Source organism: Ancylobacter pratisalsi (genome assembly GCF_010669125.1).
GTDB lineage: Bacteria > Pseudomonadota > Alphaproteobacteria > Rhizobiales > Xanthobacteraceae > Ancylobacter > Ancylobacter pratisalsi.
Map to the genome: position 1 here is coordinate 2,403,260 of NZ_CP048630.1, position 26,804 is coordinate 2,430,063.

General features: G+C 69.3%; 23 protein-coding genes. 10 read left to right on the forward strand and 13 right to left on the reverse strand.

What is annotated here, in order from left to right:
• Nucleotides 1-189: 189 nt before the first annotated feature.
• A complete protein-coding gene (locus tag G3A50_RS11370) occupies nucleotides 190-930 on the reverse strand; it encodes a hypothetical protein (protein WP_163073200.1) in 741 nt (246 codons plus the stop codon).
• 211 nt (nucleotides 931-1,141) lie between these two features.
• Between G3A50_RS11370 and G3A50_RS11375 the strand changes: the two genes are divergently transcribed.
• Nucleotides 1,142-1,885, forward strand: a complete 744-nt coding sequence (locus G3A50_RS11375; protein ID WP_163075385.1) for a response regulator — start codon at nucleotides 1,142-1,144, stop codon at nucleotides 1,883-1,885.
• On the forward strand, nucleotides 1,882-3,150 hold the full coding sequence (locus G3A50_RS11380) for an ATP-binding protein (RefSeq protein WP_163075386.1): 1,269 nt from the start codon (nucleotides 1,882-1,884) through the stop codon (nucleotides 3,148-3,150). Before G3A50_RS11375 ends, G3A50_RS11380 begins: the two co-directional genes overlap by 4 nt.
• A gap of 12 nt (nucleotides 3,151-3,162) precedes the next feature.
• On the opposite strand, the gene G3A50_RS11385 is transcribed toward G3A50_RS11380, so the two are convergent.
• Both G3A50_RS11385 and G3A50_RS11390 read right to left on the reverse strand, forming a co-directional pair.
• Nucleotides 3,163-4,317 carry an amidohydrolase gene (locus G3A50_RS11385; RefSeq protein ID WP_163075387.1) on the reverse strand — a complete coding sequence of 385 codons (1,155 nt, stop codon included), beginning with the start codon at nucleotides 4,315-4,317 and terminating at the stop codon, nucleotides 3,163-3,165.
• Nucleotides 4,318-4,349: 32 nt separating this feature from the next.
• On the reverse strand, nucleotides 4,350-5,480 hold the full coding sequence (locus G3A50_RS11390; RefSeq protein WP_163075388.1) for an FAD-dependent monooxygenase: 1,131 nt from the start codon (nucleotides 5,478-5,480) through the stop codon (nucleotides 4,350-4,352).
• Nucleotides 5,481-5,872: 392 nt separating this feature from the next.
• On the opposite strand from G3A50_RS11390, the gene G3A50_RS11395 reads away from it, so the two are divergent.
• From G3A50_RS11395 to G3A50_RS11410, 4 genes are read left to right on the forward strand one after another with little or no spacing between them, the layout of a single operon-like run.
• A complete protein-coding gene (locus G3A50_RS11395; RefSeq protein ID WP_163075389.1) occupies nucleotides 5,873-6,841 on the forward strand; it encodes an ABC transporter substrate-binding protein in 969 nt (322 codons plus the stop codon).
• On the forward strand, nucleotides 6,838-7,695 hold the full coding sequence (locus tag G3A50_RS11400; protein ID WP_210255128.1) for an ABC transporter ATP-binding protein: 858 nt from the start codon (nucleotides 6,838-6,840) through the stop codon (nucleotides 7,693-7,695). Before G3A50_RS11395 ends, G3A50_RS11400 begins: the two co-directional genes overlap by 4 nt.
• Before the next feature lie 3 nt (nucleotides 7,696-7,698).
• Nucleotides 7,699-8,463, forward strand: a complete 765-nt coding sequence (locus G3A50_RS11405; protein ID WP_163075390.1) for an ABC transporter permease — start codon at nucleotides 7,699-7,701, stop codon at nucleotides 8,461-8,463.
• A gap of 20 nt (nucleotides 8,464-8,483) precedes the next feature.
• Nucleotides 8,484-9,053, forward strand: coding sequence for a MarR family winged helix-turn-helix transcriptional regulator (locus G3A50_RS11410; protein WP_163075391.1), 570 nt, complete (start codon nucleotides 8,484-8,486; stop codon nucleotides 9,051-9,053).
• A gap of 51 nt (nucleotides 9,054-9,104) precedes the next feature.
• Here the strand turns inward: G3A50_RS11410 and G3A50_RS11415 are convergent, their stop codons facing one another.
• From G3A50_RS11415 to G3A50_RS11445, 7 genes are all read right to left on the reverse strand, one after another.
• Nucleotides 9,105-10,064: an agmatinase gene (locus G3A50_RS11415; RefSeq protein WP_163075392.1), complete on the reverse strand. Its 960-nt coding sequence runs from the start codon at nucleotides 10,062-10,064 to the stop codon at nucleotides 9,105-9,107.
• A gap of 51 nt (nucleotides 10,065-10,115) precedes the next feature.
• Entirely contained in the window at nucleotides 10,116-12,218 is a 2,103-nt protein-coding gene (locus tag G3A50_RS11420) for a dipeptide ABC transporter ATP-binding protein (protein WP_163075393.1), read from the reverse strand.
• Nucleotides 12,218-13,093 (reverse strand): ABC transporter permease, encoded by an 876-nt coding sequence (locus G3A50_RS11425; RefSeq protein ID WP_163075394.1) that lies wholly within the window; start codon nucleotides 13,091-13,093, stop codon nucleotides 12,218-12,220. Before G3A50_RS11425 ends, G3A50_RS11420 begins: the two co-directional genes overlap by 1 nt.
• Nucleotides 13,080-14,036, reverse strand: a complete 957-nt coding sequence (locus G3A50_RS11430; RefSeq protein ID WP_163075395.1) for an ABC transporter permease — start codon at nucleotides 14,034-14,036, stop codon at nucleotides 13,080-13,082. The genes G3A50_RS11425 and G3A50_RS11430 overlap by 14 nt, the downstream gene beginning before the upstream one ends.
• A gap of 186 nt (nucleotides 14,037-14,222) precedes the next feature.
• The gene (locus G3A50_RS11435) at nucleotides 14,223-15,722 is read right to left on the reverse strand and encodes an ABC transporter substrate-binding protein (protein WP_163075396.1); all 1,500 of its coding nucleotides are present in this window, start codon (nucleotides 15,720-15,722) and stop codon (nucleotides 14,223-14,225) included.
• A 130-nt stretch (nucleotides 15,723-15,852) separates the two neighbouring features.
• The gene (locus G3A50_RS11440) at nucleotides 15,853-16,833 is read right to left on the reverse strand and encodes a MurR/RpiR family transcriptional regulator (protein WP_163075397.1); all 981 of its coding nucleotides are present in this window, start codon (nucleotides 16,831-16,833) and stop codon (nucleotides 15,853-15,855) included.
• 158 nt (nucleotides 16,834-16,991) lie between these two features.
• On the reverse strand, nucleotides 16,992-18,128 hold the full coding sequence (locus tag G3A50_RS11445; protein ID WP_163075398.1) for an acyl-CoA dehydrogenase family protein: 1,137 nt from the start codon (nucleotides 18,126-18,128) through the stop codon (nucleotides 16,992-16,994).
• A 100-nt stretch (nucleotides 18,129-18,228) separates the two neighbouring features.
• On the opposite strand from G3A50_RS11445, the gene G3A50_RS11450 reads away from it, so the two are divergent.
• The 4 genes from G3A50_RS11450 to G3A50_RS11465 all read left to right on the forward strand — a co-directional run bounded on the left by G3A50_RS11450 (nucleotide 18,229) and on the right by G3A50_RS11465 (nucleotide 23,911).
• Nucleotides 18,229-19,137, forward strand: a complete 909-nt coding sequence (locus G3A50_RS11450) for a LysR family transcriptional regulator (protein ID WP_163075399.1) — start codon at nucleotides 18,229-18,231, stop codon at nucleotides 19,135-19,137.
• A 122-nt stretch (nucleotides 19,138-19,259) separates the two neighbouring features.
• Nucleotides 19,260-20,930 carry a urocanate hydratase gene (gene hutU, locus G3A50_RS11455; RefSeq protein ID WP_246251619.1) on the forward strand — a complete coding sequence of 557 codons (1,671 nt, stop codon included), beginning with the start codon at nucleotides 19,260-19,262 and terminating at the stop codon, nucleotides 20,928-20,930.
• A complete protein-coding gene (locus tag G3A50_RS11460; RefSeq protein ID WP_163075401.1) occupies nucleotides 20,927-22,297 on the forward strand; it encodes an MmgE/PrpD family protein in 1,371 nt (456 codons plus the stop codon). The genes hutU and G3A50_RS11460 overlap by 4 nt, the downstream gene beginning before the upstream one ends.
• A gap of 219 nt (nucleotides 22,298-22,516) precedes the next feature.
• A complete protein-coding gene (locus G3A50_RS11465) occupies nucleotides 22,517-23,911 on the forward strand; it encodes an FAD-containing oxidoreductase (RefSeq protein WP_163075402.1) in 1,395 nt (464 codons plus the stop codon).
• 19 nt (nucleotides 23,912-23,930) lie between these two features.
• On the opposite strand, the gene G3A50_RS11470 is transcribed toward G3A50_RS11465, so the two are convergent.
• From G3A50_RS11470 to G3A50_RS11480, 3 genes are read right to left on the reverse strand one after another with little or no spacing between them, the layout of a single operon-like run.
• Nucleotides 23,931-24,650, reverse strand: coding sequence for an ABC transporter permease (locus tag G3A50_RS11470; protein WP_246251621.1), 720 nt, complete (start codon nucleotides 24,648-24,650; stop codon nucleotides 23,931-23,933).
• A 47-nt stretch (nucleotides 24,651-24,697) separates the two neighbouring features.
• Nucleotides 24,698-25,627, reverse strand: coding sequence for an ABC transporter ATP-binding protein (locus G3A50_RS11475; RefSeq protein WP_163075404.1), 930 nt, complete (start codon nucleotides 25,625-25,627; stop codon nucleotides 24,698-24,700).
• Nucleotides 25,624-26,796 (reverse strand): ABC transporter permease, encoded by a 1,173-nt coding sequence (locus tag G3A50_RS11480; RefSeq protein ID WP_163075405.1) that lies wholly within the window; start codon nucleotides 26,794-26,796, stop codon nucleotides 25,624-25,626. Before G3A50_RS11480 ends, G3A50_RS11475 begins: the two co-directional genes overlap by 4 nt.
• Between the last annotated feature and the right edge of the window lie 8 nt (nucleotides 26,797-26,804).

A 26,804-nucleotide genomic window follows, 5' to 3' on the forward strand; every position in this document is an offset into this window, starting at 1 on the left:
GATCCTGCGCGTGGGTGCGCCCTCGACGACGTTCCGAACGCGATCACCGTCGAGAGGTGCGCCGTGAAAATGGGAAGCGGTGGACGCGCCTTTCGACGCGTCCACCGCCGGGAACCGATCGCGGGGGGGCGCATAGTGATCGGTTCCCTGCGCCCCCGGATTGGGCGATACCCGGGGGGATGGAGGGGCTTATCGGGCCGGCGATGCGGGGCCGGGAAGCGGTGAGCCCGGCGGGGAAAACGGCGGCGGGCACAGCGGCTCGGCTTCGGCAAACCGGGCGAGCTGGGCTTTGGAAAGCGCGCCACGCAGCGTGCCGATGGCCGCGGTCAGGCGGCGGGCCTCGTCGCCGTGGGTAGCAAGCGCCTGCGCCAGCCGCTCGCCGGGAAGCATGTCGGCATCCGGCGCGGCAGGCTCCTCGCCGGGGTTCGGCCCGGCCATCAGCGCCTGAAGCGCGTCGGTGTAGCCGCGCCAGGCGTCAAGCTGGGCGCTGGTGATGCCGATATAGGTTTCGAGCGTGGACAGGCTGGCGGCAAGGACGAGCGGGTCGCCCGGCGGGGGCGGCACGTCATCGCGCGCAAATCCGGGGGGCGGAAATCCGGGCGGTCCGAAACCTTCCGGCGGCGGCGGGAACGGCAGGACGGACACCCCGCCGGCCTCGGCCTCGCTCGTATCGGCCTCGCTCGAACCGAAAGCCAACGCGGACGGAAATGCGCCATCGGCGTCGGTGCCGAGCGACGTCGCGCCGACGGGGCACGCCATCACGCAGTCCGTCAGCGCCACGCGTCCCGGCACCGGGACGGGCGTGGCGATGGCACCCCACGCGCTTGATCGGGAGGCCATCGGGGGGACTTCCTGCGCCAGGGCGGGCGGGGCCAGCACGGCGCCGAGCGCGCCGCCGACCACAAGGCAGGTGAACAGATGTTTCGGCATCGGGTGCTCACATCCAATTTTCGATGCTGCACTATCCGGGCCCTGTGTTTCCGGCGAAGGTCTCACGGTTTCCGAACGTTGACGCCGTCGCCCCTTTTTGTTGCCCAATGTTGCTGGAGGGCGTCTGGAAACCTTCGGTTGCCATTTCCGCATTGATGGCGGCACATCATTGCTGCCTCTTCCGAAGCACATCATCGCCGGGAGGAACCCGTTGGAAGCGAGTACGCATGTCCTTGTCGTCGACGACGATCAGGAAATCCGCCGGCTGCTGGGCCGCTATCTCCAGGGGCAGGGATTTCGCGTCAGCCTCGCCAACAACGGGCGCGAGGCCGAGGAGCGCCTGGCCTCGAACCGCATCGACATCGTGGTGCTGGATCTGATGCTGCCGGACGTTTCCGGGCTGGACCTGTGCCGGGATCTGCGCGGGCGTTCCAGCGTGCCGATCATCCTGCTCACGGCGCTGAAGGAGGATGTCGACCGCATCATCGGGCTGGAGGTCGGCGCCGACGACTATCTCGGCAAGCCGTTCAACCCGCGCGAGCTGCTGGCGCGCATCCGCGCCGTGCTGCGGCGGACGGCGGTGCGCGAGGCGCCGGCCGCGCCGGCCCGCCAGAGCTTTCGATTTGCCGGCTTCACCGCCATTTCCGCCACCCGCCTCGTCCATGACCCGGCCGGCGCGGAGGTGGCGCTGACCGGGGCCGAGTTCGACCTGCTGGTCGCCTTTCTGGAGCGTCCGGGGCGGATGCTCTCGCGCGATCAGCTGCTCGACATCACCCAAGGCCGCAGCCCGGGTGCCTTCGACCGCTCGATCGACGTGCTGGTGAGCCGGCTGAGGCGAAAGCTCGGGGATGCCGGACAGTTCAAGATACTGAAGACGCTGCGCAACGGGGGCTACCAGCTCGCGGTGCCGGTGGAACTCGTGGACGGGCCCGACGGGCCGGCGGAGGTGTCGTGAACACGCTTCGCACCAAAGTCACCGCGCTGCTGGTGGGCGCCGTCTTGGTGGTGGCGCTGCTGGCGACCGGGCTTTCCCTCCTGCTTCTGACCCCGCCGCACTTTGAGGAGGCCGACGCCGCGCTTGCCACGCAATGGGGGCTTTTGGCCGATCTCGCCGCCGGCGCCGGGCAGGACGGGGCGCTGGTCAACCCGGCCGCGACCGCGGGTCTGCGCGCCGCGCCGCCCGGCGGTACGGCCGAGCCGGGCCCCACGGAGGGGATCAACGCCGCCCTTGCCCGCGCCGGCCGCACCGAACGGGTGACGATACGCCGGGTGGAAGGCGTGCCCTGGCCGATCATCTCCGGCCAGCTTGCCGACGGGCGCTGGCTGCTCATGCCGCTGACGGCGCCGCCCGCGCCGCAGAACGGCTACTGGGCGCTCGCGGGCTGGGTGCTGGTGATGGCGCTCGGCACCACGCTGGTGATGGTCGTCGCGGTGCGCCGGCTCACCGAGCCGCTGGCGCTGCTGGAGCGCACCACCGCCACCATCGGCCCCGACGGGCGGCTCGATCCGCTTCCCGAGGAGGGGCCGACCGAGGTGCGCGCCGCCGCCGAGGCCATCAACCGGCTGTCCTCGCGGCTGAAGCAGGCCATGGAGAGCCGTATCCGGCTGGTGGCGGCGGCGGGGCACGATCTGCGCACGCCGATGACCCGAATGCGGCTGCGCGCCGAGTTCATCGAGGACGAGGCCGAGCGCACCACCTGGATCAACGATCTGATCGAACTCGACCGCATCGCCGATAGCGCGATCCGGCTGGTGCGCGAGGAGGTGAACGATACGGCGCGCAGCCGGGTGCGGCTCGACGAGCTGGTGGGCGAGGTGGTCGCCGAGCTCAAGGGCATCGACATGAAGGTGGAGCTGGACCACGCCGAGCCGGTGGAGGTGATGGCACGCCCGCTGTCGCTGTGCCGGGCGATCCGCAACCTCGCCATCAACGCCGCGACCCATGGCCGGAGCGCCCGAGTCTCCGTGAAGGCGGTGGAGGGGGAGGCCGTCCTGACCATCGCCGATGAGGGGCCGGGCATCCCCGAGGCGCTGATGGAGCGGGTGTTCGAACCCTTCTTCCGGGTCGATCCGGCGCGCGGCAAGCCGGTGCCCGGCGCCGGTCTCGGCCTTGCGATCGCCCATGAGATCATCACCGCGAGCGAGGGGCGGCTGGTGCTGACCAACCGGCCGGGCGGCGGGCTGGTGCAGCAGGTGCACCTGCCGCTGGCGCGGCCCTGAGGGGGGCGGACCTCAGCCCGTCCGGTCCCGCGCGATGCGGGCGAGGAGCGCGGCGCCGGTGGGGATGATGGCGTCGTTGAAGGCGTAGCGCGGGTTGTGCAACGCCGCGCCATGGCCCTGCCCGAGGAAGCAGTAGGCCCCCGGCACCGCCATCAGCATGTCGGCGAAATCCTCGCTGGTGGTCACCGGCGCGGTGTCGGTCACCACCTTGTCCGCGCCCACCACCGCGTGGGCGGCGCCGGCCAGCGCGTCGGCCTGCGTATCGTGATTGACCAGCGTGCTGAAGACGTCGCGGATGGAGACGCTGGCGCGTGCGCCGTAGCCCTGCGCGATGCCCGCGCACAGCGCCTCGATGCGCCCGGCGATGAGCGTGCGGGTGGCGGGCGAGAAGGTGCGGATGGTGCCCGACAGCGTCGCCGTGCCGGGGATGACGTTGTAGGTGGCGCCGGCGTTCATCCCCGTCACCGACACCACCGCGGCCTCGTTGGGATCGACATTGCGCCCGACAATGGCGTGAAGCGCCTGGGCGATGGTGATCGCCACCAGCCCGGCATCGATGGTGCGGTGGGGAAAGGCGGCGTGCCCGCCATCGCCGGTGATCTCGATGTCGAAGAAATCCGCGCTGGCGCTCACCGCTCCCTTTCGCAGGGCGACCTCGCCGAAATCCCGGTTGGGGTCGTTGTGCAGCGCATAGACCTCGTCGCAGGCAAAGCGCATGAACAGGCCGTCGGCGAGCATGGCGCGGGCGCCGCCCCGGCCTTCTTCCGCCGGCTGGAAGATCAGCACCACCCGGCCGGCAAAGTCCCTGTCGGCGGCAAGGTGGCGCGCCGCGCCGACCAGCATGGTGACATGCCCGTCATGCCCGCAGCCATGGAACAGCCCCGGCACGGTAGAGCGCCAGGGCAGATGGCTGTCCTCCTCGATCGGCAGCGCGTCCATGTCCGCTCGGAGGCCGACGGAGCGCCCCGGCCCGCCCGCACCCTCGACGATGCCGACCAGCCCGGTGCCGCCGATGCCGCCGACGACCGGGATGCCGCAGGCCTCCAGTTCCGCGCGCAGCCGTGCGGCGGTGCGGTGTTCCTCGAAGCCAAGCTCGGGATGGGCGTGGAGATCGTGCCGGAGCGCGGTCAGATGGTCGAGATCGGCCTCGATGGCGGCGCGCGGCATGGCGGCTCCGGGATGGTTCGGGTGAGCAATGTTCAGGCGGCGTGGTCGAGCGTGTCGGTAAAGGGATCGTAGCCGAAGAACCAGCCGGTATCGCCGGGCAGCTTCAGCCAGGAATTCTCCGCCGAGATGCGCTGCACGTCGCCCACGCGGGGCACCCGGTTGGCGACATAGGTGCGGAAGGCCGCCTCGGGACTGTCGCAGGCGGCGATGGCACGCGACAGGATGGCCGCGTCCTCGATCGCCATCGAGCCGCCGGCCGCCATGAACGGGCGTACCGCGTGGCAGGCATCGCCCATCAGCACCGCGCGCCCCGCGCTCCACACATCGTTGCGCTCCCGGTCGCAGATCGGCAGCAGGGAGACATTGTCCACCGCTTCCAGCAGCGCGGTGAGGTCGGGATGCGCGTTCGGGAAGGCGCTCAGGAAGTCCTCGCGCGTGCCCGGCGCGGGCGGGGTGTCGGCGCCCCATTCCTCGCTGGGCACGGCCGCCATGACATAGCATTCGTCGCGCCGGTCGGTCATGAAATAGGCCAGCAGGTGTCGGTCCGCGCCCCACCATTTGGTGCAGTCGCGCATCGGCACGCCGGCGGCGCGGGCGCTGGGGAACACCGCGCGCAGCGCCACCTTGCCGATATAGCGGGGTGGCTCGCGCCCCAGGATCGCCTCACGCACCCGCGAATGGATGCCGTCGGCGCCGATCACGATGTCGGCCTCCACCCGCTCGCCATTGTCGAAGGACAGCACCGCCGCGCCCGGCCCCTCGTCGAGCCCGTCGAGCCGGTGGTCGAAGTGGATCGTGCCCGGCTTGAGCCGCGACACCAGCAGGCGGTGCAGGTCGGCGCGGTGGATGTTGACGAAGGGGCCGCCGAAATCGGCCTCGCGCGCGGCGTCGAACACCAGCTCGTTCAGGATCCGCCCGCTGGCGACATCGCGGCTGACGAAGGCGTCGGGCTTGATGCCGGCGCGCACCATGCCGTCCTCGATTCCAAGGCGCCGCATCACCTTGGCCGTGCTGGCGCCGAGAATGATGCCGGCGCCGATGCGCCAGAACCTGGCCGCCTGCTCGTACACTCTCACCTGGTAGCCCTGCTGCTGCAGCAGGCCGGCAACCGTCAGCCCGGCAATGCCGGCGCCGATCACGGCGATGCGTGTGTTCTGGTCCATGGGTATCCGGGAATTCATTCTCTATGGAATGATCAATTCTGGAGCGCGCCTTTGCCCCCTGTCAAGCCGCAACATCCGCCGGGGGCGGCATGGCCGGCGACACGCCGCGCCGGACAGGAGGCGGATGCGGGCGGCCCGGTGAGCCTTGACGAAGCGTTGATAACGCAGGCATGAAGGGGTGTTCAGGGTTTGGGCAGGATGCCCGGTATATGAGCGGCATTCGCCCCCATCTGCCCACCGAATGAGCCGGGCGGGTGATTGACCTAAATCAAACCCGTCACTAGCCTTCAATCATTCGCAATGGAATGAAATGGCCGTCGGCCCACCACGAGGGCGCCGCCGGAAATGTTCGCCGCCCTCGACATTCGCGATGCTCGTATGGAGACGACCCCATGAAAAAGCGCCTGGCCGCCCTTTTCGCGCTCACCGCCCTTTTGTGCCCTCCGCTGTCGGGGGCGCAGGCGGCCGAGGTGAACCTGATCACCGACTTCGGCTTCAATGGCCGCCACGCCTATTTCTACGTCGCGCTCGACAAGGGCTACTACAAGGCCGAGGGGCTGGACGTGAACATCCTGCGCGGGCAGGGCTCGGCGGACGCGATCAAGAAGGTCGCCTCCGGCGCCGCCACGATGGGCTTTGCCGATGCCGGCTCGCTGGTGCTGGCGCGCGGCAATGACAAGGTGCCGGTGAAGATGGTGGCCATCGTCTACGCCACGCCGCCGCAGGCGATCTTCACCCTCACCGAGAGCGGCATCACGGCGCCCAAGGATCTGGAGGGCAAGACGCTGGCCGACACCGCGTCCAGCTCGGTGCGGCTGCTGTTCCCGGCCTATGCCGAGGCGGCGGGCATCGACGCTTCCAAGGTGAACTGGGTCACGGCGGACGGGGCGTCGCTGTCCTCGGTGCTGGCGACCAAGCGCGCCGATGGCATCGGCCAGTTCCTCGTCGGCCAGCCGCTGGTCGAGAAGGCCACCGCGCCGAACCCGGTGACGGCGCTGGCCTACAAGGACGCGGGTCTCAACTTCTACAGCAACGGCCTCATCGCCAGCGAGGACACCATCGCCGGCCAGCCCGAGATGGTGCGCGCCTTCGTGCGGGCAACACTGAAGGGCATGAAGGATGCCTTCGCCGACCCGGCGGAAGCCGCCGCCATCATGCACGGCTACCAGAAGCAGATCGATCCCGCCGTGATCGAGGGCGAAACCCGGCTGGTGAAGGAACTCGCCACCGTGCCCGGCCAGCCGCTCGGCAAGATCGACCCCGCCCGCGTCAAGGAGACGGTGGACGTCGTCAGCAAATACTTCAAGCTGAACGCGCCGGTCGACCCGAAGGACGTGGTGGTGGAGGGCTTCGTGGAATGAGTGTCGAGACCGCGCGCGCGCCGGGAGTGCGCGCGCCGCTAGGGCGGAACGGGGACAGCGCGGGCGCGGGGGACGGCACGCGCGAGGTTCCCGTGATCGCGCTGGAGGGCGTGAGCAAGCATTTCCGCGACCGCGCGGGACGCGAGGTGCACGCGCTTGGCCCGGTCGATCTCACCATCCGCACCGGCGAGTTCGTCTCCCTGGTCGGCCCGTCGGGCTGCGGCAAGTCCACCTTGCTGCGTCTCATCGCCGGGCTCGAACCGGCGAGCGCGGGCACGCTCAATCGCTACGGCAATCCGCTTTCCAGCCCCTCCCACGAGGTCGGCATCATCTTCCAGGAGCATGTGCTGTTTCCCTGGGCGAGCGTGCTGGAAAACGTGCTGCTGCCCGCCGATATCCTGTCGCTGCCGCGAGAGAGTGCGCAGGCGCGGGCCTGGCAGCTGCTGGAGATGACGGGCCTCAAGGACTTCGCCCATCACCGCCCGCAGAACCTGTCGGGCGGGATGAAGCAGCGCGCCGCGTTCTGCCGGGCCATGCTGGCCGATCCGCGCTTTCTGCTGCTCGACGAACCGTTCGGCGCGCTGGACGCGCTGACCCGCGAGGAGCTTTCGCTCGAACTCTCGCGGCTGTGGGGCGCGCTGGGGCGCACCGCCTTCATGATTACCCACGACATTGACGAGGCGATCCTGCTCGGCGACCGCGTGCTGGTGATGTCGCCGCGCCCCGGACGGATCGAGGCCGACATCGAGGTCGACCTGCCGCGCCCGCGCAGCATCGACACCCAGAGCCTGCCGCGTTTCCTCGAGATCAAGAACCAGGTGCGCCATCTCATTTTCGGCCACAGGAAGGGCTGACGCATGCATCTGCCCGCCCTGTCTCGCGCCCTCTCGCGCCACGTCGTGACGCCGCTGGTCTATCTTGTCGCCCTCCTCGCGTGGGAAGGACTGGTGCGCGCTTTCGCGGTGCCGACCTGGCTGTTGCCCGCGCCCTCGCAGATCGCCGCCGCCAGCGTGGAGTGGGCGCCGGAACTGGCGGTGAACGCGCTGGTGACCCTGCGCGAGACGGTGTTCGGCTTCCTGCTCGCCCTGGCGCTCTCGCTGCCGCTGGCGGGGCTGATCGCGTTCAATCCGATTGCGCGGCGCATCGTCTACCCGATCCTGCTCGGCCTGCAGTCGATCCCCAAGGTGGCGCTGGCGCCGCTGGTGACGCTGTGGTTCGGCTTTTCCGAATGGCCGAAGATCGTCATCGTGGTGCTGGTGTGCTTCTTCCCCATCCTCGTCAACGTTGTCGCCGGCTTTGACGCCGTGCCCCGCGCGATGCTGGATCTTATGCGCTCGCTGGGGGCCTCCCAGCACATGATCCTGCGCCGGCTGCGCATTCCCGCCGCCTTGCCGGCGCTGTTCACCGGCTGCAAGGTGGCGATCACCTTCGCGGTGATCGGCGCGGTGATCGGCGAGTTCGTCTCGGCGCAGAGCGGGCTGGGCTATCTCATTCTCATCACCACCTCGCAGTCGCAGACCCCGGTCGCCTTCGCCGCGCTGCTGGTGTTGACGGTGATGAGCGTGGCGCTGTTCTACGTGCTGGAATATCTGGAACGACGGGTGGTGACGTGGAGCGCGTGAGCGATGAGGAGGGCGAGGGGATGAGCGCGAACCCGCCGGCACGCAAGCCGCGCCGCGTCTCGACCGACAGCGCGGCGCGCCAGCGTGTCGACGAGATCTTCCGGCAGTGGCAGGCCGAGCGCCCGGATATCGACCCGGTGCCGGTGCACATTTACGGCATGATCGGGCGGCTTCACATCCAGTCCACCGCCTTCATCGACGAGGTGCTGGAGCCCTTCGGGCTGGTGCGGGGCACCTTCGACGTGCTCACCGCGCTGCGCCGTGCCGGCCTGCCCTACGCGCTGACGCCGAAGGAACTCGCCCATTCGCTGCTGCTCAGCGGGGCGGGGCTGAACAGCCGGATCAACAAGCTGGAGGCGCTGCACTACATCGCCCGCCTGCCCGAGCCGAGCGACCGCCGCACCATCCGGATCCAGCTCACCGCCTCGGGCGAGGCGGTGATCAATCAGGCGATTCCCCAGGTGTTCGAGGCGCAATGGGCCCGCCTCAAGCCGCTCGGCGGCGAGGTGCTGGCGCGGCTGATGGACGACCTGCTGCGCTTCGCCGATGCCATGGACGCCGCCGAGAAGCCGTCCCGTCCGGAGGCGTGAACCCCGGGGCGTCCTCTGCCCCGAGGTTCGTACGATCCGGAGAAGGCCGCGTCAGCGCTCGTAATAGCCGGCCTTGATGGTGGCGCCGATCAGGTTGACGAACAGGCGGCAGGCGGCAATCGACGAGATCCGGTTCACGTCCTTGGCCGGGGTGATCTCGACGAGATCCATGCCCACCACGCGCCCCTTGTTGACGAGGCCGTGGATCAGCTTGCGGGCCTGGTGGTAGGTCACCCCGCCCAGCGCCGGGCCGTTCACCGCCGGCATCACCGAGGGGTCCATGCCGTCGGCGTCGATGGTGATGTAGTAGCGCCCGCCGGCCGGAATGCGCTCCAGCACCGCGTCCATGCCCACATCATGCAGCTCGTAGGCGGTGATGATGTTGGCGCCGTAGGCGAGGGCGGCGTCGACCTCCTCCTGCCGGGCGCTGCCCTGGGCGCGGATGCCGATCTGGAAGATGTCCTTCACATGGTCCATCTCGGAGATGCGGCGGATCGGGCTGGAATAGCCGTCCTTCACCCCGTTCACCTCGTCGCGCCAGTCGAGATGGGCGTCGATGTGAACGAGGGTGATCGGGCCTTCCTGGTCGTCATAGGCGCGCAGCACCGGGATCGGGATGCCGTGGTCGCCGCCGAGGATGAGCGGCAGCGCGCCGGCCTTGAGGATCTTGCGCACGGCGGCTTCCGCGTTGCGGTAGCTGGTGCCGAGGTCGCGCGCATCGTTGATCACGTCGCCGCAGTCGACCATGCGGATCGGCTTGTTCATCAGCAGGGGTCCGCCAATGTCGAAGTCGTAGCGCTCAAGCGCCCGCACCGCGCGGTCGCTGGCCTGGCGGATGGCGGTCGGCGCGTTGGACTGGTCGTTGCTGACTTCCTCGATCGAGTAGGCCGAGCCATAGGGAATGCCGAGTACCGCGATGTCGGCCTGCAGCGTGTCGAGGTCGTCGGCCAGTTCGGAATAGAGGAAGCTCTTGTGGCCATGCTTGGGAGGCGTGGTGAGGCGGGCACTCATGACGTTTCGTCCTTGGTGGTTTGCAAGCGGCTGTCCGCTTTCTTGGAACAGTTATTCGGCGGCGGCGGGCAAAGGCTCGGGCAGCACCGGGGGCCCGCGCATCAGCTCGTCCAGCGGCAGATGGCAGGCGATGGAATGGCCCGGACGGGGCTCGTGCACCGGCGGCGCGGTGGTGGCGCAGATCTCGCCGATCACGCGCGGGCACCGGGTGTGGAACACGCAGCCCGCCCGCTGCGCGCCCGAGGGCGGGCGGTCGCCGCGCAGGCGGATGCGTTCGCGCTTTTCCGCGCCGGGGGTCGGCAGCGGCACGGCGGAGAGCAGCGCCTGGGTATAGGGATGGTAGGGCGGCTGCAGCACCGCCTCCGCCGGCCCGACCTCGCAGATGCGGCCCGAATACATGACCGCGATGCGGTCGGCGATGTAGGCGACCACCGAGAGATCGTGCGAGATGAACAGGTAGGACAGGTTCAGTTCGTCGCGCAGCCGGTCCAGCAGGTTGAGCACGGTGGCCTGCACGGACACATCCAGCGCCGAAACCGGTTCGTCGCAGACGATGAAGTCCGGCTCCGTCGCCAGAGCCCGCGCAATGCCCACGCGCTGCTTCTCGCCGCCCGAGAGCTGGTGCGGGTAGCGCTCGTAATAGTCGCGCGGCAGGCCGACCCGATCGAGCAGGTCCTCCACATGCTGGCGCCGCCGCTCGGCCGGCACGTTGGTCTGCAGCTTCACCGCGCGGGCGATGGCGTTGCCGACCTTGCGCCGCGGATTGAGCGAGGAATCCGGGTTCTGGAACACGATCTGCGCCCGCTTGCGCAGTTCGTCGAGGTCCCCGGCCGGAACCTGCGCCACATCCCGGCCCTCGAAGACGATCCGCCCGGCGGAGGGGTCGATGAGGCGCAGGATGGTGCGCCCGAAGGTCGACTTTCCGCTGCCGCTTTCGCCCACAAGGCCCACCACCTCGCCGCGATGGATGTCGAGCGAGATGCCGTCGACCGCGTTCACGGTTTCGGCGCGCGCGCTCGGCCAGGGAATGATGCCTAGCTTTCGGGTCCATTCGATGCCGCCACCGAGGCGCCCGCGGGTGTAGCGCTTGGCGAGGTTCTCGGTGTGCAGCAGCGCCGGGGCGGTCGTCTCCCGCCGGCTGCGCTGCTTCGGCGCGGTGGCGGGGGCTTCCGGCCAGCCGGGCAGTCCCGCGCTTTTCCAGCAGCGCGCGCCATTGCCCTCGGCGTCGGTGGCCAGCACCTGCTCGGTGGTGGTGCAGGCCTCTTCGGCGAAGGGGCAGCGGGCGGCGAAGATGCAGCCGGGCGGGGCGTCGATCAGGTCGGGGAAGCGGCCGGGAATCGGCGCGATCGGCTTGACCTCGCCGCTTGATGTCAGGCGTGGCAGCGAGGCCAGCAGGCCCTTGGTGTAGGGATGGGAGGGGTTGCCGAGCACCACGTCCTTGGCGCCGACCTCGACCACGCGCCCGGCATAGAGCACGCAGACCCGGTCCGCGATGCGGTTCACCACGCCCAGATTGTGCGTGATGAACACCATGCCCAGCCCGCGGCTGCGCCGAAGGCTGTCGAGCAGGTCGAGGATCTGCGCCTCCACCGTCACGTCCAGCGCGGTGGTCGGCTCGTCGAGGATCAGCAGGCGTGGATTGCACACGATGGCGGCGGCGATCAGCACACGCTGCTGCATGCCGCCCGAGAGCTGGTGCGGGTAGGCGGACGCGAGCTCGCGCGGGCCCGGCAGGCCGACCTCGCCCAGCGCCGCGATGGCCTTCTCCAGCGCGTCGGCGCGCGAGAGACCCTGATGGTAGACCAGCGGCTCGGCCACCTGCTCGCCGATCCTGAGGCTGGGATTGAGCGAGGTGAACGGGTCCTGGAACACCATGCCGATCGCCCGTCCGCGCAGGTCGCGCCGGCTCGGCTCGTCCAGCCCGATCAGCTCGCGGTCCTCGAAGCGGATCGAGCCGGCGAGTCCGGCCTCGGGGCCGAGCAGGCCCATGGCGGCGAGCGCGATCGAACTCTTGCCGGAGCCGGATTCGCCGACCACGGCCAGCGTCTGCCCGGCATGGACGTCGAAGCTGACCGCGTTCAGCGCGCGCAGCGGGCCGCGGCCGGTGCTGTAGGTGAGGGTAAGGTCCGTGACGGACAGCAAGGGGGAGGTCATCAGCCGCCTTTCCGCTGCATGCGCGGGTCGAGCACTTCGCGCAGGCCGTCGCCGAGCAGGTTCACCGCGATGACGGTGATGCCCATGGCGATGCCGGGCGCGAGCGCGACCCAGGGGGCGCGATCGATGAGGGGACGGGCTTCGGAGATCATCAGCCCCCAGTCGGAGCTGGGGGGTTGGGCGCCGAGGCCGATGAAGGACAGCGCCGCTCCGAGCAGGATGGCGAAGGTCACGCGCAGGCTGGCTTCCACCATGATCGGTGGCCAGGCATTGGGCAGGATCTCCGCGTGCAGGATGTAGGCGGAGTGCTCGCCGCGCGCGCGGGCGGCCTGCACGAATTCCTCGCCGGCCAGATCCAGCGTGACCGAGCGGGTAAGGCGCACCGTGCTCGGCACATAGACGATGCCGACCGCGAGGATCAGCTTCCACAGCGAGGGCGGGGTCACCGCCAGGATCAGCAGGCCCAGCATGATCGGGGGGAAGGACAGCAGCACGTCGGTGACGCGCATCACCGCCTCGTCGATCGTCCCGCGCCGGTAGCCCGCCCACAGGCCGAGCGGCACGCCGATGGCAAGGCTCACCGCCGTGGCGGCGAAGCCCATCAGCAGCGACAGCCGCGCACCCATCAGCGTGCGGCTCAGCACGTCGCGGCCGAACTCGTCGGTGCCGAACCAGTGGGCGAGGCTCGGCGGCTTCAGCCGGCTGAGAATGCTCATCTCGTCGAAGCGGTAGGGCGCGATCCACGGCGCGGCGATCGCCACGCCGATCAGCAGCGCCAGCACCAGCGCGCCGACCACCAGCTTGGGGTTGGCCCCGGCCAGCAGGGAGCGCGGGCGCCGTGCGGCCCCGGCTTTCACAGCGTCAGCTTTCGACATGGCCATACCGGATCTTCGGGTTGAAATAGGCGTAGAGCAGGTCGGCGATCAGGTTCGCGAAGCAGTAGACCCCCGCGATCAGCAGGATGCCGGCCTGGATGAGGGGCAGGTCGTGGCGCTCGATGGCGAAGAGCAGCAGACGGCCGATGCCCGGATAGGAGAACACCGCCTCGACCACGACGATGTTGCCGAGCAGCCAGCCCACATCGATCGCGAGCACGGTGATGGTCGGCAGCAGCGCGTTGCGCAGCGCGTGGCGGCGGATGATCACGCCTTCCGGCAGCCCCTTGGCGCGGGCGTTGCGCACATAGTTGGAGCGCAGCGTCTCGATCATCGAGGAGCGCGTGAGGCGCGAGACATGGGCGATGAGGGTGAAGGTCAGCGTCAGCGAGGGCAGCACCAGATGTGAGGCCCAGGGCCAGAACCCCTGCGAGATATTGCCCGCGCCCCCGCTCGGCAGCCATTCCAGATAGCGCGCGAACACGATGATGGCGACGATGGCCCAGAAGAACTCGGGCACCGAAACGCCGACATAGGAGAACACCGACACCGCGTGATCGGTGAACCTGTTCTGGCGGATCGCCGCGAGCACGCCGAGCACGATGCCGAAGAAGGCGACCATGACGAAGGCGATGGAGGCGAGCAGCGCCGAGGACTTGAAGGCTTCCCAGATCAGCGGGCCAACCGGGCGCTCCATGATCAGCGAGTTGCCGAGATCCCCGCTCAGCACCCCACCCGCCCAGCGCCAGTACTGCACATAGGCCGGCGCATCGAGGCCGAGCTTGTGCTCGATGGCCAGGATCGTGGCATCGTCGGCGAACTGGCCGGCGAGGATATGGGCGACGTTGCCCGGCATCACCTGGGTGATGGCGAACACCAGCACCGACATCACGACGAGGATCGCGGCGATACCGAACAGGCGCATGATCACGTAACGGACCATCGGTCATCCCGGGCAGCACGGACCCGCGACAGGCGGGCTCCGTTATGGAAACGCGTGGGTAAGACGCGCCCGGCACCGGCCGCACCGGTGAGGGTGACGGCGGGCCGGGCCGGTCTTCAGGGCGGCACGTCCTTCAGGTCGTGGTTCCCGCGGGCGGCACGCGAGGCGCCGCCCGGCGGGGCCAGCTCACTGAACGGTGGTCTCGCGCAGGTCGAGCCACATCATCGGGCTGGAGGCGAAGCCCTTCACGTTCTTGCGGTAGGCATTGACGTGGTTCAGCACGTAGGGGATCGCCCCGGCGGGGGTTTCCTCGGCCAGCGCCTGGAACTGCTTGTAGAGAGCGGCGCGCTCTTCCTCGGTCTTGGCGGCGCGGGCGTCGTCCAGAACCTTGTCGATGGCCGGGTTGTTGTAGTTCCACAGCTGGGTGTTCCACGAACCCGTGGAGTGGAAGAAGGGGTAGATCGAGGTGTCGATGGTCGGTCGGCTGAAGAAGCCGTCGGTGTAGAACGCCGCCTTGCCCTCGATTTCCTTCACGAACTTGTCCCACGGCACGCGTTGGATATCGACCTTGATACCGACGGGGGCGAGGAACTCCTTGGCGGCGATGCCGAGGCGCTCACGCGTCGGGCGACCGACCGGCACGTAGAGCGTGGTCTCGAAACCATCGGGGAAGCCGGCCTCGGCCAGCAGCTTCTTCGCGCCCTCGACATCGGGGGGCGAGATCGGGATGTCCTTGTTGTAGTAGGGGTGCGAGGGCGGGATCATGGTGTGGGTCGGCGTGCCCTGGCCATACAGGGCGACCTCGACCAGCGCGGGCTTGTCCAGCGCCATCAGCACCGCCTTGCGCACGCGCGCGTCGTCGAACGGCTTCTTCGCCGCGTTCATGATCAGGCCGTCCCAGGTCGAGGTCGGCGTGGCGTCGACGGTGACGTCGGGGTTCTTCTTCATCTGGTCGATGGATTCGAGCGGCAGGCTCCACACCAGATCGATGTCGCCGGTTTCCAGCGCGGCGATCTGGGCGGCGCTTTCCGGCATGATGCGGAACGTCACCGCGTCGAGCTTGGGCTCGCCCTTGATGTAGTAGTCCGGGTTCTTCACCAGCTCGACGCGGTCGCCGGGGGTGAAGGACTTGAACATGAACGGCCCGGTGCCGATCGGGTGGGTCGCCACGGTGTCGAATTCGTCGCGCTTCATGATGCGGACCTGACGGTCCCCGAACAGCTCGGCGAAGCCCGAATAGGGGATCTTCAGCTTGAAGACGATGGTCTCCTTGTCCGGCGTCTCGATGCTCTCGACGAGGTCGAAGTTCACCCGCGCGGTCGAGCCGGTGGCCTTGTCCTTGATGCGCTCGATGGTGGCCTTGACGTCCTCGGCCTCAAGCGGGCTGCCGTCATGGAACTTCACACCGGGGCGCAGCTTGAAGGTCCAGGTCTTCTGATCGTCGCTCTTGGTCCAGCTCTCGGCCAGATCCGGCTTCACGCTGCCCTTGCCGTCGACTTCGGTCAGGCCGCTGAAGATCAGGAAGTTCATGATGTACTCTTCGCCGAGCTTGGTCTTGGCGGCGTCGAGTGTGTTCAGGTTCGAGGGGATGGCGACGCGCAGATTGCCGTCGGCCATCGCAGGTGCCATCAGTGCGGTCATGCTGATCGCAGCCGCGCCCAGGGCGCCGATAAGTCGTTTCTTCATTCCCAACTCCTTCCAGGTCTTCGTTTGTACTCGCCAGGTATTGTCCGTGCCTGGCGTTTCTCGGTGCGTGCCCGGCGCCGCGCGCGGCGCCGGGTGCGGTTCGGTGTCCCCGCGGAGCAGGGGCCTTCCGTCAGCCTTCGTCCGCATGGACAACGGCGTCGGCGGACGGATGAACGGCGGTGGATGCCTGCGCCGGATCGGGGCGAACCCGTTCCGGGGCGGCAAAGGCCGGCAGTGCTTCCTCCTCGCCCCACCACACGCCCAGCTCCCACAGCTTGGCCTCGGAGCGCGCGACCGAGGCGGCGACGTCGCCCGGATGCAGGCCGGCGATGAGCGCGACCAGCGTCTCGCACACCGCGAAGGCGGGCGTGACGGTGTCGAAGAACGAGGGCGACTGGCACGGCGTCAGCAGGGTGAGATGGGCGAGCCGGCTGATCGCATTGGCCTCGCTGTCGGTGATGGCGATCACCCGCACCCCCTGCCGGCGGGCGAAGGCGGTGGCCTCGATCACGTGGCGGGCGGCGGGTCGGTAGCAGATGACCAGCAGGACATCGCCGGGCGCGGCGTCCAGCATGTTGGGGTGGCCGACGCCGCCGGTGGCGTCGAGCAGGATCGACCGGCTATCGAAGAACGACAGCAGATAGTTGAACTGGAACGCCACCGGGAACGAGGAGCGGTGGCCCAGGCAGTAAATCCGCCGCGCCGCCACCATGTCGCGCGCGGCCTCGGCCAGCCGCTCGACGCGCGAGGGCGTGGCGACCTCGCTCAGATGCACGGCAAGTCGCTCCAGCATCTCGGTGGCGACGCCGGCATTGCCGACTTCGCGATGGCGGCGCACGAGGTTCTCGGCCCGCCCGCCATAGGCCACGGGGGCCTCGCGCAGGGCGGCGGCGTGGATCGCGCGCACCTCATCATAGCCGGGCAGGCCCATGTGCTGGGCAAAGCGGGTCATGGTGGCCGGAGGCACCCCGGCGCGGCGCGCCTGCTCGCGCATCGACAGCAGGGCGACGTCCTCGGGATGGTCGAGCACGTAGCTGGCAGCCACCCGGATCCTGCCGGGCAGCTCGTCGAACTGCTGCTTTACCTTGGTAACGAAGTCGATGCGCTCCATGGCCGCGACGATAGAAGGGCGTTTCGTGCCTTGCAACATTTGTTTCAAGATACACAAAATTTGGTCTATTTGATCCAGAATTGAGCAGGATTCCGTCCAGCGCTGCCCAGTTCCAAGGCAGATGCGGGCGCTCATGTCCGGCCCCGATCCTGCCGCCCTCACGCCAGCTGCGCGCGGGCGATGATGTTGCGCTGGATCTCGGACGAGCCCTCATAGATGCGCAGGATGCGGGCATCGCGCACATAGCGCTCCAGCGGCAGGTCCTGCGCATAGCCATAGCCGCCGTGGATCTGCAGCGCCTGGTCGGTCACGCGCCCGGCCATCTCGGAGGCGAACAGCTTCGCCATCGCGGCCTGCTGCGAGAAGCGCTCCTGGCGGGTGCGCAGATGCGCCGCGCGCAGGCTCAGAAGGCGCGCCGCCTCAAGATCGGTCGCCATGTCCGCCAGCATCCATTGCAGCCCCTGGAACCGCGCGATCGGCTCGCCCTCGACCTGCCGCACCTTCAGCCAGCCGCGGGTGGCCTCCAGCGCGGCGCCGGCGATGCCGGTGGCGGTGGCGGCGACCTCGACGCGGCCATTGTCCAGCACCTTCATCGCGGTACGGAAGCCGCTGCCCTCCGGGCCCAGCCGGCACGTGGCGGGGATGAGGCAATCGTCGAAGCGGACCTCGAACACATGCCCGCCGCGCAGCCCCATGGTCGGCTCGGGAGCGCTGACACTCACCCCCGGTGTCGCCCGTTCGACGACGAAAGCACTGATGCCGCGCGCCTTGGCGGCGGGGTCGGTGAGCGCGAACACCACCAGGAAGTCGGCGTGGGCGGCGTTGGAAATGAAGTGTTTGGTGCCGGTCAGCCGGTAGGCCTCGCCCGCGCGCACGGCCCGCGTGCTCATGTCGGCGGGGTTGGAGCCCGCGCGCGGCTCGGTCAGCGCGAAGGCGCCAAGGCGGCTGCCCGCCGCCGCCTCCGGCAGCCAGCGCCCGCGCTGGGCGTCGTCGCCGCCGATGAGGATGGCGTCGGTGGCGAGGAAATGGGCGGTCAGCATCGAGGTGGTGGAGGCGCAGGCGCCCGCGAGTGCTTCCACCGCGAGATAGAGCGCCACCGCCGAGACGCCGGCCCCGCCCCACGCTTCCGGCAGGTTCATGCCGGTGAGGCCGATGCCCGCCAGCGCCGGCAGGTGCTCGCCGGCGAACCGCCTCTCGGCGTCGATCGCCCGTGCGTGGGGCGCGATCTGCTCGCCCGCAAAGCGGGTGATCGCGTCGGCAATGGCGCGGTCGTCGTCGGTGGTGAAAGGGGTCATGGGGGCTCGCCAGCTGAAGGACGGGTGAGCTTGACACTCCCTCTCAATTAACAAAAATATCGGCTTTTCATAATCTGAATAACTTCAGGTAATTCAAGACGTGGCCATCAACGTGTCCTGGCGACAGCTCACCTACTTTGTCGCCACGGCCGAGGCGGGCAGCACGCTGCGCGCGGCGGAGGCGCTGCACGTCTCCCAGCCGGCGATCTCGGTGGCCATCGGCCAGCTGGAGCTGAGCTTCGGGCAGAAGCTGTTCGTGCGCCGCCACGCACAGGGTGTCGACCTCACCCCGTTCGGGCGCAGCAAGCTCGCCGAGGTGCGCCACCTGCTCGCCCATGCCCATGCGGTGATGGACAGCACCAAGGACGGGCGGCTGACCGGCGAACTGGAGATCGGCGTGTTCTCCACGCTCGCCCCGGCCTATGCGCCCGGCCTGCTGCGGGCCTTCGGCGCGGCCCATCCTGATGTGCGGGTACGCCTGCGCGAGGCCACGCTCGACCAGCTCCACCGCGATCTCGCCGACGGTGTGGTCGAGCTGGCGCTGCTCTACGATCTCGACACCATCGGCGAGATGGCGCGCACCCCTCTCGCCGCGCTGACCCCCTATGCGCTGCTGGCGCGCGACCACCCGCTGGCGGGCATGCCGCAGGTGTCGCTGCGCGATCTCGCCCAGGAACCCTTCGTGCTGATCGACCTGCCGCACAGCCGCGACTATTTCCTCTCGCTGTTCCGTATGATCGGGGTGATGCCCGAGCAGCTGCTGCGCTGCACCTCGCTGGAAACCGTGCGCGGCATGGTGGCCCACGGGCTCGGCAACAGCGTGCTGGTCACCCGGCCCTTCGGGGATCACTCCCATGACGGGGTTCCCCTGATCTGCCGCCCGCTGGAAGAAAGCGTGCCACCCCAGCGCGTCATCATCGGCTCCTCGGCGCACGCACCGATGACGCGGGCGGCGGAAGCCTTCGTCACCGTGGCCAAGGACTACTTCCACACCCGGGGCCCGACGTGACGCGAGCCGCTGAATAAGATTGAATTATGCAATCTATGAAAATTCGTTAGTACACTTAATTCGAAGCCCTTCCTATGCTTCCGTCGTCGAGCCTGTCGATCGACCCGCATGAGGAGCCCTGCGTGAGCGCCGCCACCCCCAACCGCCGGATCATCCGCGCCCCGCGCGGCGCCACCCTGAATGCCCGCAGCTGGCACACCGAAGGCCCGCTGCGCATGCTGATGAACAATCTCGACCCCGAGGTCGCCGAGCGCCCGGAGGATCTGGTGGTCTATGGCGGGCGCGGCCGCGCGGCGCGGAACTGGGAATGCTACGACCGCATCGTCTCCACGCTGAAGGCGATGGATCAGGACGAGACCCTGCTTGTTCAGTCGGGCAAGCCGGTCGGCGTCATCCGCACCCATGCCGACGCCCCACGCGTGCTCATCGCCAATTCCAACCTCGTCAGCCGCTGGGCGACGCAGGAAGTGTTCGACGAACTGGAGCGCAAGGGACTGATGATGTACGGCCAGATGACGGCCGGTTCCTGGACCTATATCGGTAGCCAGGGCATCATTGGCGGCACGTTCGAGACCTTCGTGGAGGCCGGGCGCCAGCATTATGGCGGCGATCTCGCCGGCCGCTGGCTGCTCACCGCCGGGCTTGGCGGCATGGGCGGTGCCCAGCCTCTGGCCGGCGTGATGGCCGGCTGCTCGGTGCTGGCGGTGGAGATGCGCGCCGAGCGCATCGAGCGTCGCATCCAGGGCGGCTATCTCGATTGCAAGGCGGAAACGCTCGACGCCGCGCTGGCCCTGCTGGCGACGGCCCGGCGTACCGGCGAGCCGGTCTCGATCGGGCTCATCGGCAATGCCGCCGAGGTCTATGAACAGATTCTGGCGCGCGGCACGCTGCCCGACCTCGTCACCGACCAGACCGCCGCCCATGACCCGCTGTTCGGCTACATCCCGGCGGGCTGGAGCCTCGATGAATGGGAGCGCCGCCGCGAGAGCGACGCGGAGGGCACCATCGCGGCGGCCAAGCAGACCATGGCCCGGCAGGTGCGCGCGATGCTCGACTTCCGCGCCCGTGGTATCCCGGTGTTCGATTACGGCAACAACATCCGCCAGATGGCGCGCGACGCGGGCGTCGAGGCGGCGTTCGACTTCCCCGGCTTCATCAGCGCCTATGTGCGCCCCCAGTTCTGCCGCGGCCGCACCCAGTTCCGCTGGATCGCGCTGTCCGGCGAGCCGAACGACATCCTGCATTCGAGCGCCAGGCTGAAGACCATCGTGCAGGATCCCAGCTTCGGGCGCTGGATCGACATGGCGGAGAAGCGCATCCAGTTCCAGGGCCTGCCCTCGCGCAGCTACTGGATGGGCCTGCAGGACCGCGTCGCCGCCGGCCTGGCGCTGAACGACATGGTGGCCTCCGGCGAGGTCGGCGCCCCGATCATCGTCACCCGCGACCATATCAGCTCCGGCTCCGTCGCCAGCCCCAACCGCGAGAGCGAGGGCATGCTGGACGGTTCCGACGCGGTGGCCGACTGGCCGATGCTGAATGCGCTCACCGCCTGCGCCAGCGGCGCCACCTGGGTGTCGCTGCACAATGGCGGCGGCGTGGGCATCGGCTATTCCCAGCATGCCGGCTTCGCCGTGGTTGCGGACGGCACGCCCGATGCCGCGCGGCGCCTGCGCCGGGTTCTGGGCAATGATTCCGCGGTCGCGGTGTTCCGTCATGCCGATGCCGGCTATGAGGAGGCCCTCGCCACGGTCGAGCGCGAGGGGCTGACCATGGCCGCCCGCTCCTCGCTGTGAGCCACCCCAGCGAGCGCCTGGCCCGATGGTCGTCCGGCTTCGCGCCGGACGATGTGCCCGGCGCCGTTCGGGCCGTCGCCCGCAACTGCCTCATCGATACGCTGGGCGTGGCACTGGCGGGCGCGACCAGCGCGGTCGCCCGCACGGCGCAGCGTGTGGCGGGCGACAGCTTCGCGCTCGGTCCCGCCGTGGTGCCGGGCACACGGATGCGTCTCGCTCCGCCCGGTGCGGCCTTCGCCAACGCCACCGCCGCCCATGCGCTCGACTTCGACGACAATTGCTATGCCGGCGTGGTCCATGGCTCGGCGATCATCGTGCCGGCGGCGCTGGCGCTGGCGCAGGCCGTCGATTCTTCCGGCGCCCAGCTGATCGATGCGATCATCGCCGGATCGGAGGCGGAATACGCCTTCGGCGCCGCCGCCACCATGCATCTGTATGAAAAGGGCTGGTGGACCACCGCCGTGCTGGGCCCGGTGGGCGCCAGCGTCGCCGCCGCGCGTCTGCTCGGCCTCGATGCGAGCGCCACCACCTCCGCCATCGGCCTTGCGCTGGCCGGCGCGGGCGGAGCCAAGGCGGCGTTCGGCACCGATGCCAAGCCCTTGCTGGCCGGCCGCGCGGCCGAGGCCGGGGTGATGGCCGCGCGGCTCGCCATGGAGGGCGCCAGCGGCCCCTCGGACATCGCCGGCCATCCGCGCGGCTTCGCGGCGTTGCTGAATGACGGCGTGTTCGACGCAGGCGCCTTTGACGGGTTCGGCGTGCGCTGGCGCCTTCTGGACCCCGGCATCGACATCAAGCGGATCCCGGTCTGCCTGTCCGCGCACACCAGCGTCGATGTCGTCGCCGGGCTGGTGCGCACGCACGCGATCGCCCCGGCCGAGATCGCCCGCATCGTCTGCGACGTGCCGCCGGTCATCCTCGCCAATCTCATCCATGACCGGCCCGCGACCCGCCAGCAGGCGCAGTTCTCCATGCCCTTCGCCATCGCCGCCACGCTGGTGCTGGGCGATGTGACGCTGACCGCCCTGGCGCGCGAGGCGTTTCGCGACCCGGCGGTCCACGCGCTGATGGAGAAGGTGGAGATGGCGAGCGGCCCGTATTGGGACGAGGCCGCCCGCCGTGCCGCGCCGGAGGGCGCGCGGGTGCGCATGCACCTGACCGATGGCCGGGCTCTGGAGGGGTTTCGCGCCTATCCGCGCGGCGCGGCAAGCGACCCGCTTGGGGACGGCGAACTGGCCGCCAAGTTCGACGATTGTGCCCGCCTCCTTCTCACCCCCGAGGCGGCCGGCGAGCTGTATGAGCGGCTCCGCCACATCGAGACCCGCGCCAGCGTGCGCGATCTGTTGGACGGTCTGGACGCGGCCGCCTGACTACCCGGCACGGCGCACGCCAGCGGGGAATTGGACAAGACGGGCCGGGCGATTTCGGGCACTCTGGCCCCGCGTCCGCCATTTGACGGGGCCGATGGCGGGAGCGTGCACCCAGGCGCGCCTTTCGTGCTTCCGTTTCCGGGCCCTGTTCGAAGGCATGTCCATGTCGGTCCGCTTTCCCGCTCCTGCCCCCTCTTGTCCCCTCGGGAGTGCATGGTGATGGCGCGGGCTTTCGATGCCATCATCGTCGGTGCCGGGCAGGCGGGGCCCTCCATGGCCGGCCGGCTCACCGCCGCCGGCAAACGGGTCGCGGTCGTTGAGCGCCGCTATTTCGGCGGCACCTGCGTGAACACCGGCTGCCGGCCGACCAAGACACTGGTGGCGAGCGCCTATGCCGCGCGCATGGCCCAGCGTGCCGCCGAGTTCGGCGTGGTCCTGAACGGGGCGCCGGGCATCGACATGAAGGTGGTGCAGGGCCGGGCCGGCAAGATCATCCGTGACAGCCGCGCCGGCATCGAATCCTGGCTGGAGGGCATGGAAGGCTGCACCGTGTTGCGCGGCCATGCCCGCTTCACCGGCCCGCGGACGATCGAGGTGGCGGGCGCCCAGGGGGGAGAGACGGTGCAACTGACGGCGCCGCTGATCTTCCTCAATGTCGGCGGCCGCGCGCTGGTGCCGGACCTGCCCGGCCTCGATCAGGTGCGCTACCTCACCAATACCGACATGGTCGGGCTCGACATCGTGCCCAAGCATCTGGTGGTGATCGGCGGTTCTTATATCGGGCTCGAATTCGGGCAGATGTTTCGCCGCTTCGGCGCCCGCGTCACCGTCATCGAGAAGGGGCCTCGCCTTGTCGCGCGCGAGGACGAGGACATTTCCCACGCGCTGCGCGCCATTCTGGAGGCCGAGGGCATCGAGGTGCACACTGGCGCGGAATGCATGAGCTTCGCCGCCCATGAGGAAGGTGCCGAGGTCCATGTTGAAGGGCCGGGCGGCAGGGCGAACGTCACCGGCTCGCATGTGCTACTGGCGATCGGCCGCCGGCCGAACACCGATGATCTCGGGCTGGAGGCCGCCGGCATCGCCACCGATTCCCGCGGCTACATCACCGTCGACGACCACCTCCAGACCAGCGTGCCCGGCATTTATGCGCTGGGCGACTGCAACGGCCGGGGCGCCTTTACCCACACCTCCTATAACGACTTCGAGATCGCCGCCGCCAATCTGCTCGACGGGCGGGATTGGAAGCTGAGCGCGCGCATTCCCGGTTACGCGCTCTACACCGATCCCCCGCTCGGGCGCGTCGGCATGAGCGAGACGCAGGCCCGTGCCACCGGCCGGCCGCTGCTTATCGGACGCCGGCCGATGGATCGGGTCGGGCGCGCGGTGGAGAAGGCGGAGACGCAGGGCTTCATGAAGGTGGTGGTGGATGCGCAGACCCAGCGCATTCTCGGCGCCGCCATTCTCGGCACCAGCGGCGACGAGGCCATTCATGGCCTGCTCGATGTAATGAACGCGGACCTGCCCTGGACCCTGTTCCAGCGCGCGGTGCCGATCCACCCCACCGTCTCCGAGCTTATCCCCACCCTGCTGGAAGGCATGGAGCCGGCTTAGGAGTGGTATTCCGACGGCATCAGGGCCCGCGCGTGTACCAGCCCTGCAGCTCGCCGAAGGCAAGGTCGACGCTGACCGCGAACAGCGCCACCAGCACCGTGCCTTGCAGCACATAGGCGGGGTTGTTGCCCGACAGCCCGTCGATGATCGGCGAGCCGAGGGTGAGGGCGCCGACCGTCGAGCCGATGGTCGCGGTGCCGATGCCGATCGTCACCGAGGTCCGTACGCCGGCGAGGATGATCGGCGCGGCGAGCGGCAGTTCGACCCGCCACAGCCGTCCGGCCGGGGAGAAGCCGATGCCGTCCGCCGCGTTCATCACCGCCGGGGGTACGCTGCCAAGCCCGGCCACCGCCCCGCCCATCACCGGCAGCACGCCGTAGAGCACCAGCGCCAGCACGGTCGGCCCCGCGCCATAGCCCATGGCCGGCACGGCGAGCGCCAGCACCGCCACGGGCGGAAAGGTCTGCGCGACGGCTGTCACCATTTCCAGCGTCGCGGCATAGTCCCGGCCCATCGGGCGGGTGGCGAAGATGCCGGCGGCAAGGCCGATGACGATGGCCACCAGGCTCGCCAGCCCGGTGAGCAGGGCGTGAGAGGCGACAAGCTCGGGATAGCTGGCGCGGGTGTAGACCAGCCGTGTGCCCTCCGGAAACAGGAAGCCGAGATGGGGCGCGATCGCGCTCATGGTGAAGGTGAGCACGAGGAACAGCGCGCCGACCCAGAAAACCGGGCGCCTCATCAGCCTCATCGCCCCCATCGGCCTCATCGTCCGCCTGATCGCCCTCATCATCCCACCAGGTCGGTGAGGGCGATGGTCCCCTGACGGCCCGCATCGGTGTCGAGGACCCGCAGGTGCGACACGCCCTCCGCGATCATCCGCGCCAGCGCCTCCTCCAGCGTGGCGTCACTGGTGATCGGCGCGGCGCCGGCCTGCGGAGGGGCGGAAAAATCCGCGCGTTCCCGGACACTTAGCGCCTGAAGCAGGTGCAGGCCCAGCAACGGCCCGCCAAAGAAGCGCGCCACCTGCTCATTGGCCGGTCGCGCCAGAACCTGCGCCGGCGTGCCGGTCTGCACCAGCCGGCCATGCTCCATCACCGCCAGCGTCCCGCCCAGCCTTATGGCCTCCTCCACATCATGGGTGACGATCAGCACGGTGGTGCCGGTGCGCTTCTGGATGGCGACAAGGCTGTCCTGAAGGCTGCGCCGGGTGGGAGGGTCAACCGCGCCAAAGGGTTCATCCATAAGCAATAATTCGGGATCTGCGGCCAGCGCGCGGGCCACGCCGACGCGCTGTTGCTGGCCGCCGGAAAGCTCGTCGGGGTAGCGCCCGGCATGCGTATCCGGCTCAAGGCCGACCAGTTCAAGCAGCTCCGCCACCCGCGCCCGCACCTGCCCGCTGTCCCAGCGGAGCAGGTGCGGCACGGTGGCGATGTTGCGTTCCACCGTCCAGTGCGGAAAAAGCCCAATTGATTGAATGACATAACCGATGCGTCGGCGCAGGTCGACCGGCTTCATGCCGGCGATGTCGACGCCGTCGAGCCGGATGCAGCCCGAATCGGGATCCTCCAGCCGGTTGACCATGCGCAGCAGGGTGGATTTGCCCGAGCCGGAGGTGCCCACAAGCGCGCATACCGTGCCGGGCTCCACTGTGAGCGACACCGCGTCTACCGCCTTTACGTCGCCGAAGCTCTTGGAAACGCTCTCGAATTGAATCAATTCGCGGGCCTCCTGAACAACAGCATCGCCAGTGCGCGCAGGCCGATATCGGCAAGCAGGGCCAGCCCGATGGCCGACAGCGCACCCAGCAGGACGAGGTCGTTCGCGGTCTGGCCGAGGCCGCGAAAGATGAAGGTGCCGAGCCCGCCGGCGCCGATCAGCGCCGCCAGCGTGGCCAGCCCGATGAGCTGGACCAGCGTCACCCGCAGGGTCTGGAAAAAGGTCGGAAGCGCAAGCGGAATCAAGGTGTTGGTGAAGATTTGCCGGCCGGTCATGCCCATGCCTCGCGCCGCGTCCACCGCCGCTTTGGGCACTGATGACAGCCCGGCATGCACTCCGCGCGCGACCGGCAGCAACCCGTAAAGTGCCAGAGCCAGGATCGCCGGAAATGGCCCGATGCCGCCCACGCCAAGTCCCCTGAGCGCCGGCGCCAGTGCGGTGAGCGCGGTGAGAGGGCCGATCAGCAGCGCGAACAGGGCAATGGAGGGGATCGTCTGCACGATGTTGAGCGCCGCGAAGGCCGCCCCCGCGCGCTGCGGACGGCGATACGCCATGAGGCCGATGGCCGTGCCGGCGACCACCGCGACGACCAGTCCGGCAGCGGTCAATTCCAGATGCCTGCCAAGCTCGCCCAGATAGGCGTGTCGGCGCACCGCGAATTCGCGGGAGAGCGACAGCTCCGAGAGCGTGCCGCTGGCCGCGAGCAGCACCAGCCCCGCGCCCGTCGCCAGCACAGGCGCGGCCTTCGCCGCCAGCCCTGAGGTTCGCTCCACGGCGTCAGCCATGATGAGGAAGCCTGCGGCCAGCAGGCACCAGAAGCCGGCGCCCAGCGACACGCGGGTCAGGCGACCGGCATCCGCCGCATGGGAGCTGGCGGCGAGGCCGGCGACCGCGACGCTGGCGACGATCACCAGGCCGCCGGCACTCCCGAGCAGCACCTGGCGGGCGGGGAATTCACCAGCGAAGGCAAGGGCAAGGATCGCCGCGAGAGGCACTGTCACGGCGATCGCGCCCATCGCCCCCGCCGCCTCCAACAGGCCGAGAGGCGTGCCTGAGAGCAGGCGGTTCGGCGCGACGACGACGAAGCCGGCGAGAAGCACGGCGACCAGTGCGAAACCGGCCAGCAACAGCGGCAGGGTACGGGCCGGCGCGGCGGCGCGGACCGTCATCGTCGACC

Coding starts and splice junctions, on each gene's coding strand:
- G3A50_RS11370 (WP_163073200.1), bottom strand. CDS start 930: ATGCCGAAACATCTGTTCACCTGCCTTGTGGTCGGCGGCGCGCTCGGC.
- G3A50_RS11385 (WP_163075387.1), bottom strand. CDS start 4,317: ATGCCGCGCGCCGCCATCGAGGCCGATCTCGACCATCTGACCGCGCTC.
- G3A50_RS11390 (WP_163075388.1), bottom strand. CDS start 5,480: ATGGACCAGAACACACGCATCGCCGTGATCGGCGCCGGCATTGCCGGG.
- G3A50_RS11395 (WP_163075389.1), top strand. CDS start 5,873: ATGAAAAAGCGCCTGGCCGCCCTTTTCGCGCTCACCGCCCTTTTGTGC.
- G3A50_RS11400 (WP_210255128.1), top strand. CDS start 6,838: ATGAGTGTCGAGACCGCGCGCGCGCCGGGAGTGCGCGCGCCGCTAGGG.
- G3A50_RS11405 (WP_163075390.1), top strand. CDS start 7,699: ATGCATCTGCCCGCCCTGTCTCGCGCCCTCTCGCGCCACGTCGTGACG.
- G3A50_RS11410 (WP_163075391.1), top strand. CDS start 8,484: ATGAGCGCGAACCCGCCGGCACGCAAGCCGCGCCGCGTCTCGACCGAC.
- G3A50_RS11415 (WP_163075392.1), bottom strand. CDS start 10,064: ATGAGTGCCCGCCTCACCACGCCTCCCAAGCATGGCCACAAGAGCTTC.
- G3A50_RS11420 (WP_163075393.1), bottom strand. CDS start 12,218: ATGACCTCCCCCTTGCTGTCCGTCACGGACCTTACCCTCACCTACAGC.
- G3A50_RS11425 (WP_163075394.1), bottom strand. CDS start 13,093: ATGTCGAAAGCTGACGCTGTGAAAGCCGGGGCCGCACGGCGCCCGCGC.
- G3A50_RS11430 (WP_163075395.1), bottom strand. CDS start 14,036: ATGGTCCGTTACGTGATCATGCGCCTGTTCGGTATCGCCGCGATCCTC.
- G3A50_RS11435 (WP_163075396.1), bottom strand. CDS start 15,722: ATGAAGAAACGACTTATCGGCGCCCTGGGCGCGGCTGCGATCAGCATG.
- G3A50_RS11440 (WP_163075397.1), bottom strand. CDS start 16,833: ATGGAGCGCATCGACTTCGTTACCAAGGTAAAGCAGCAGTTCGACGAG.
- G3A50_RS11445 (WP_163075398.1), bottom strand. CDS start 18,128: ATGACCCCTTTCACCACCGACGACGACCGCGCCATTGCCGACGCGATC.
- G3A50_RS11465 (WP_163075402.1), top strand. CDS start 22,517: ATGGCGCGGGCTTTCGATGCCATCATCGTCGGTGCCGGGCAGGCGGGG.
- G3A50_RS11470 (WP_246251621.1), bottom strand. CDS start 24,650: ATGAGGCGCCCGGTTTTCTGGGTCGGCGCGCTGTTCCTCGTGCTCACC.
- G3A50_RS11480 (WP_163075405.1), bottom strand. CDS start 26,796: ATGACGGTCCGCGCCGCCGCGCCGGCCCGTACCCTGCCGCTGTTGCTG.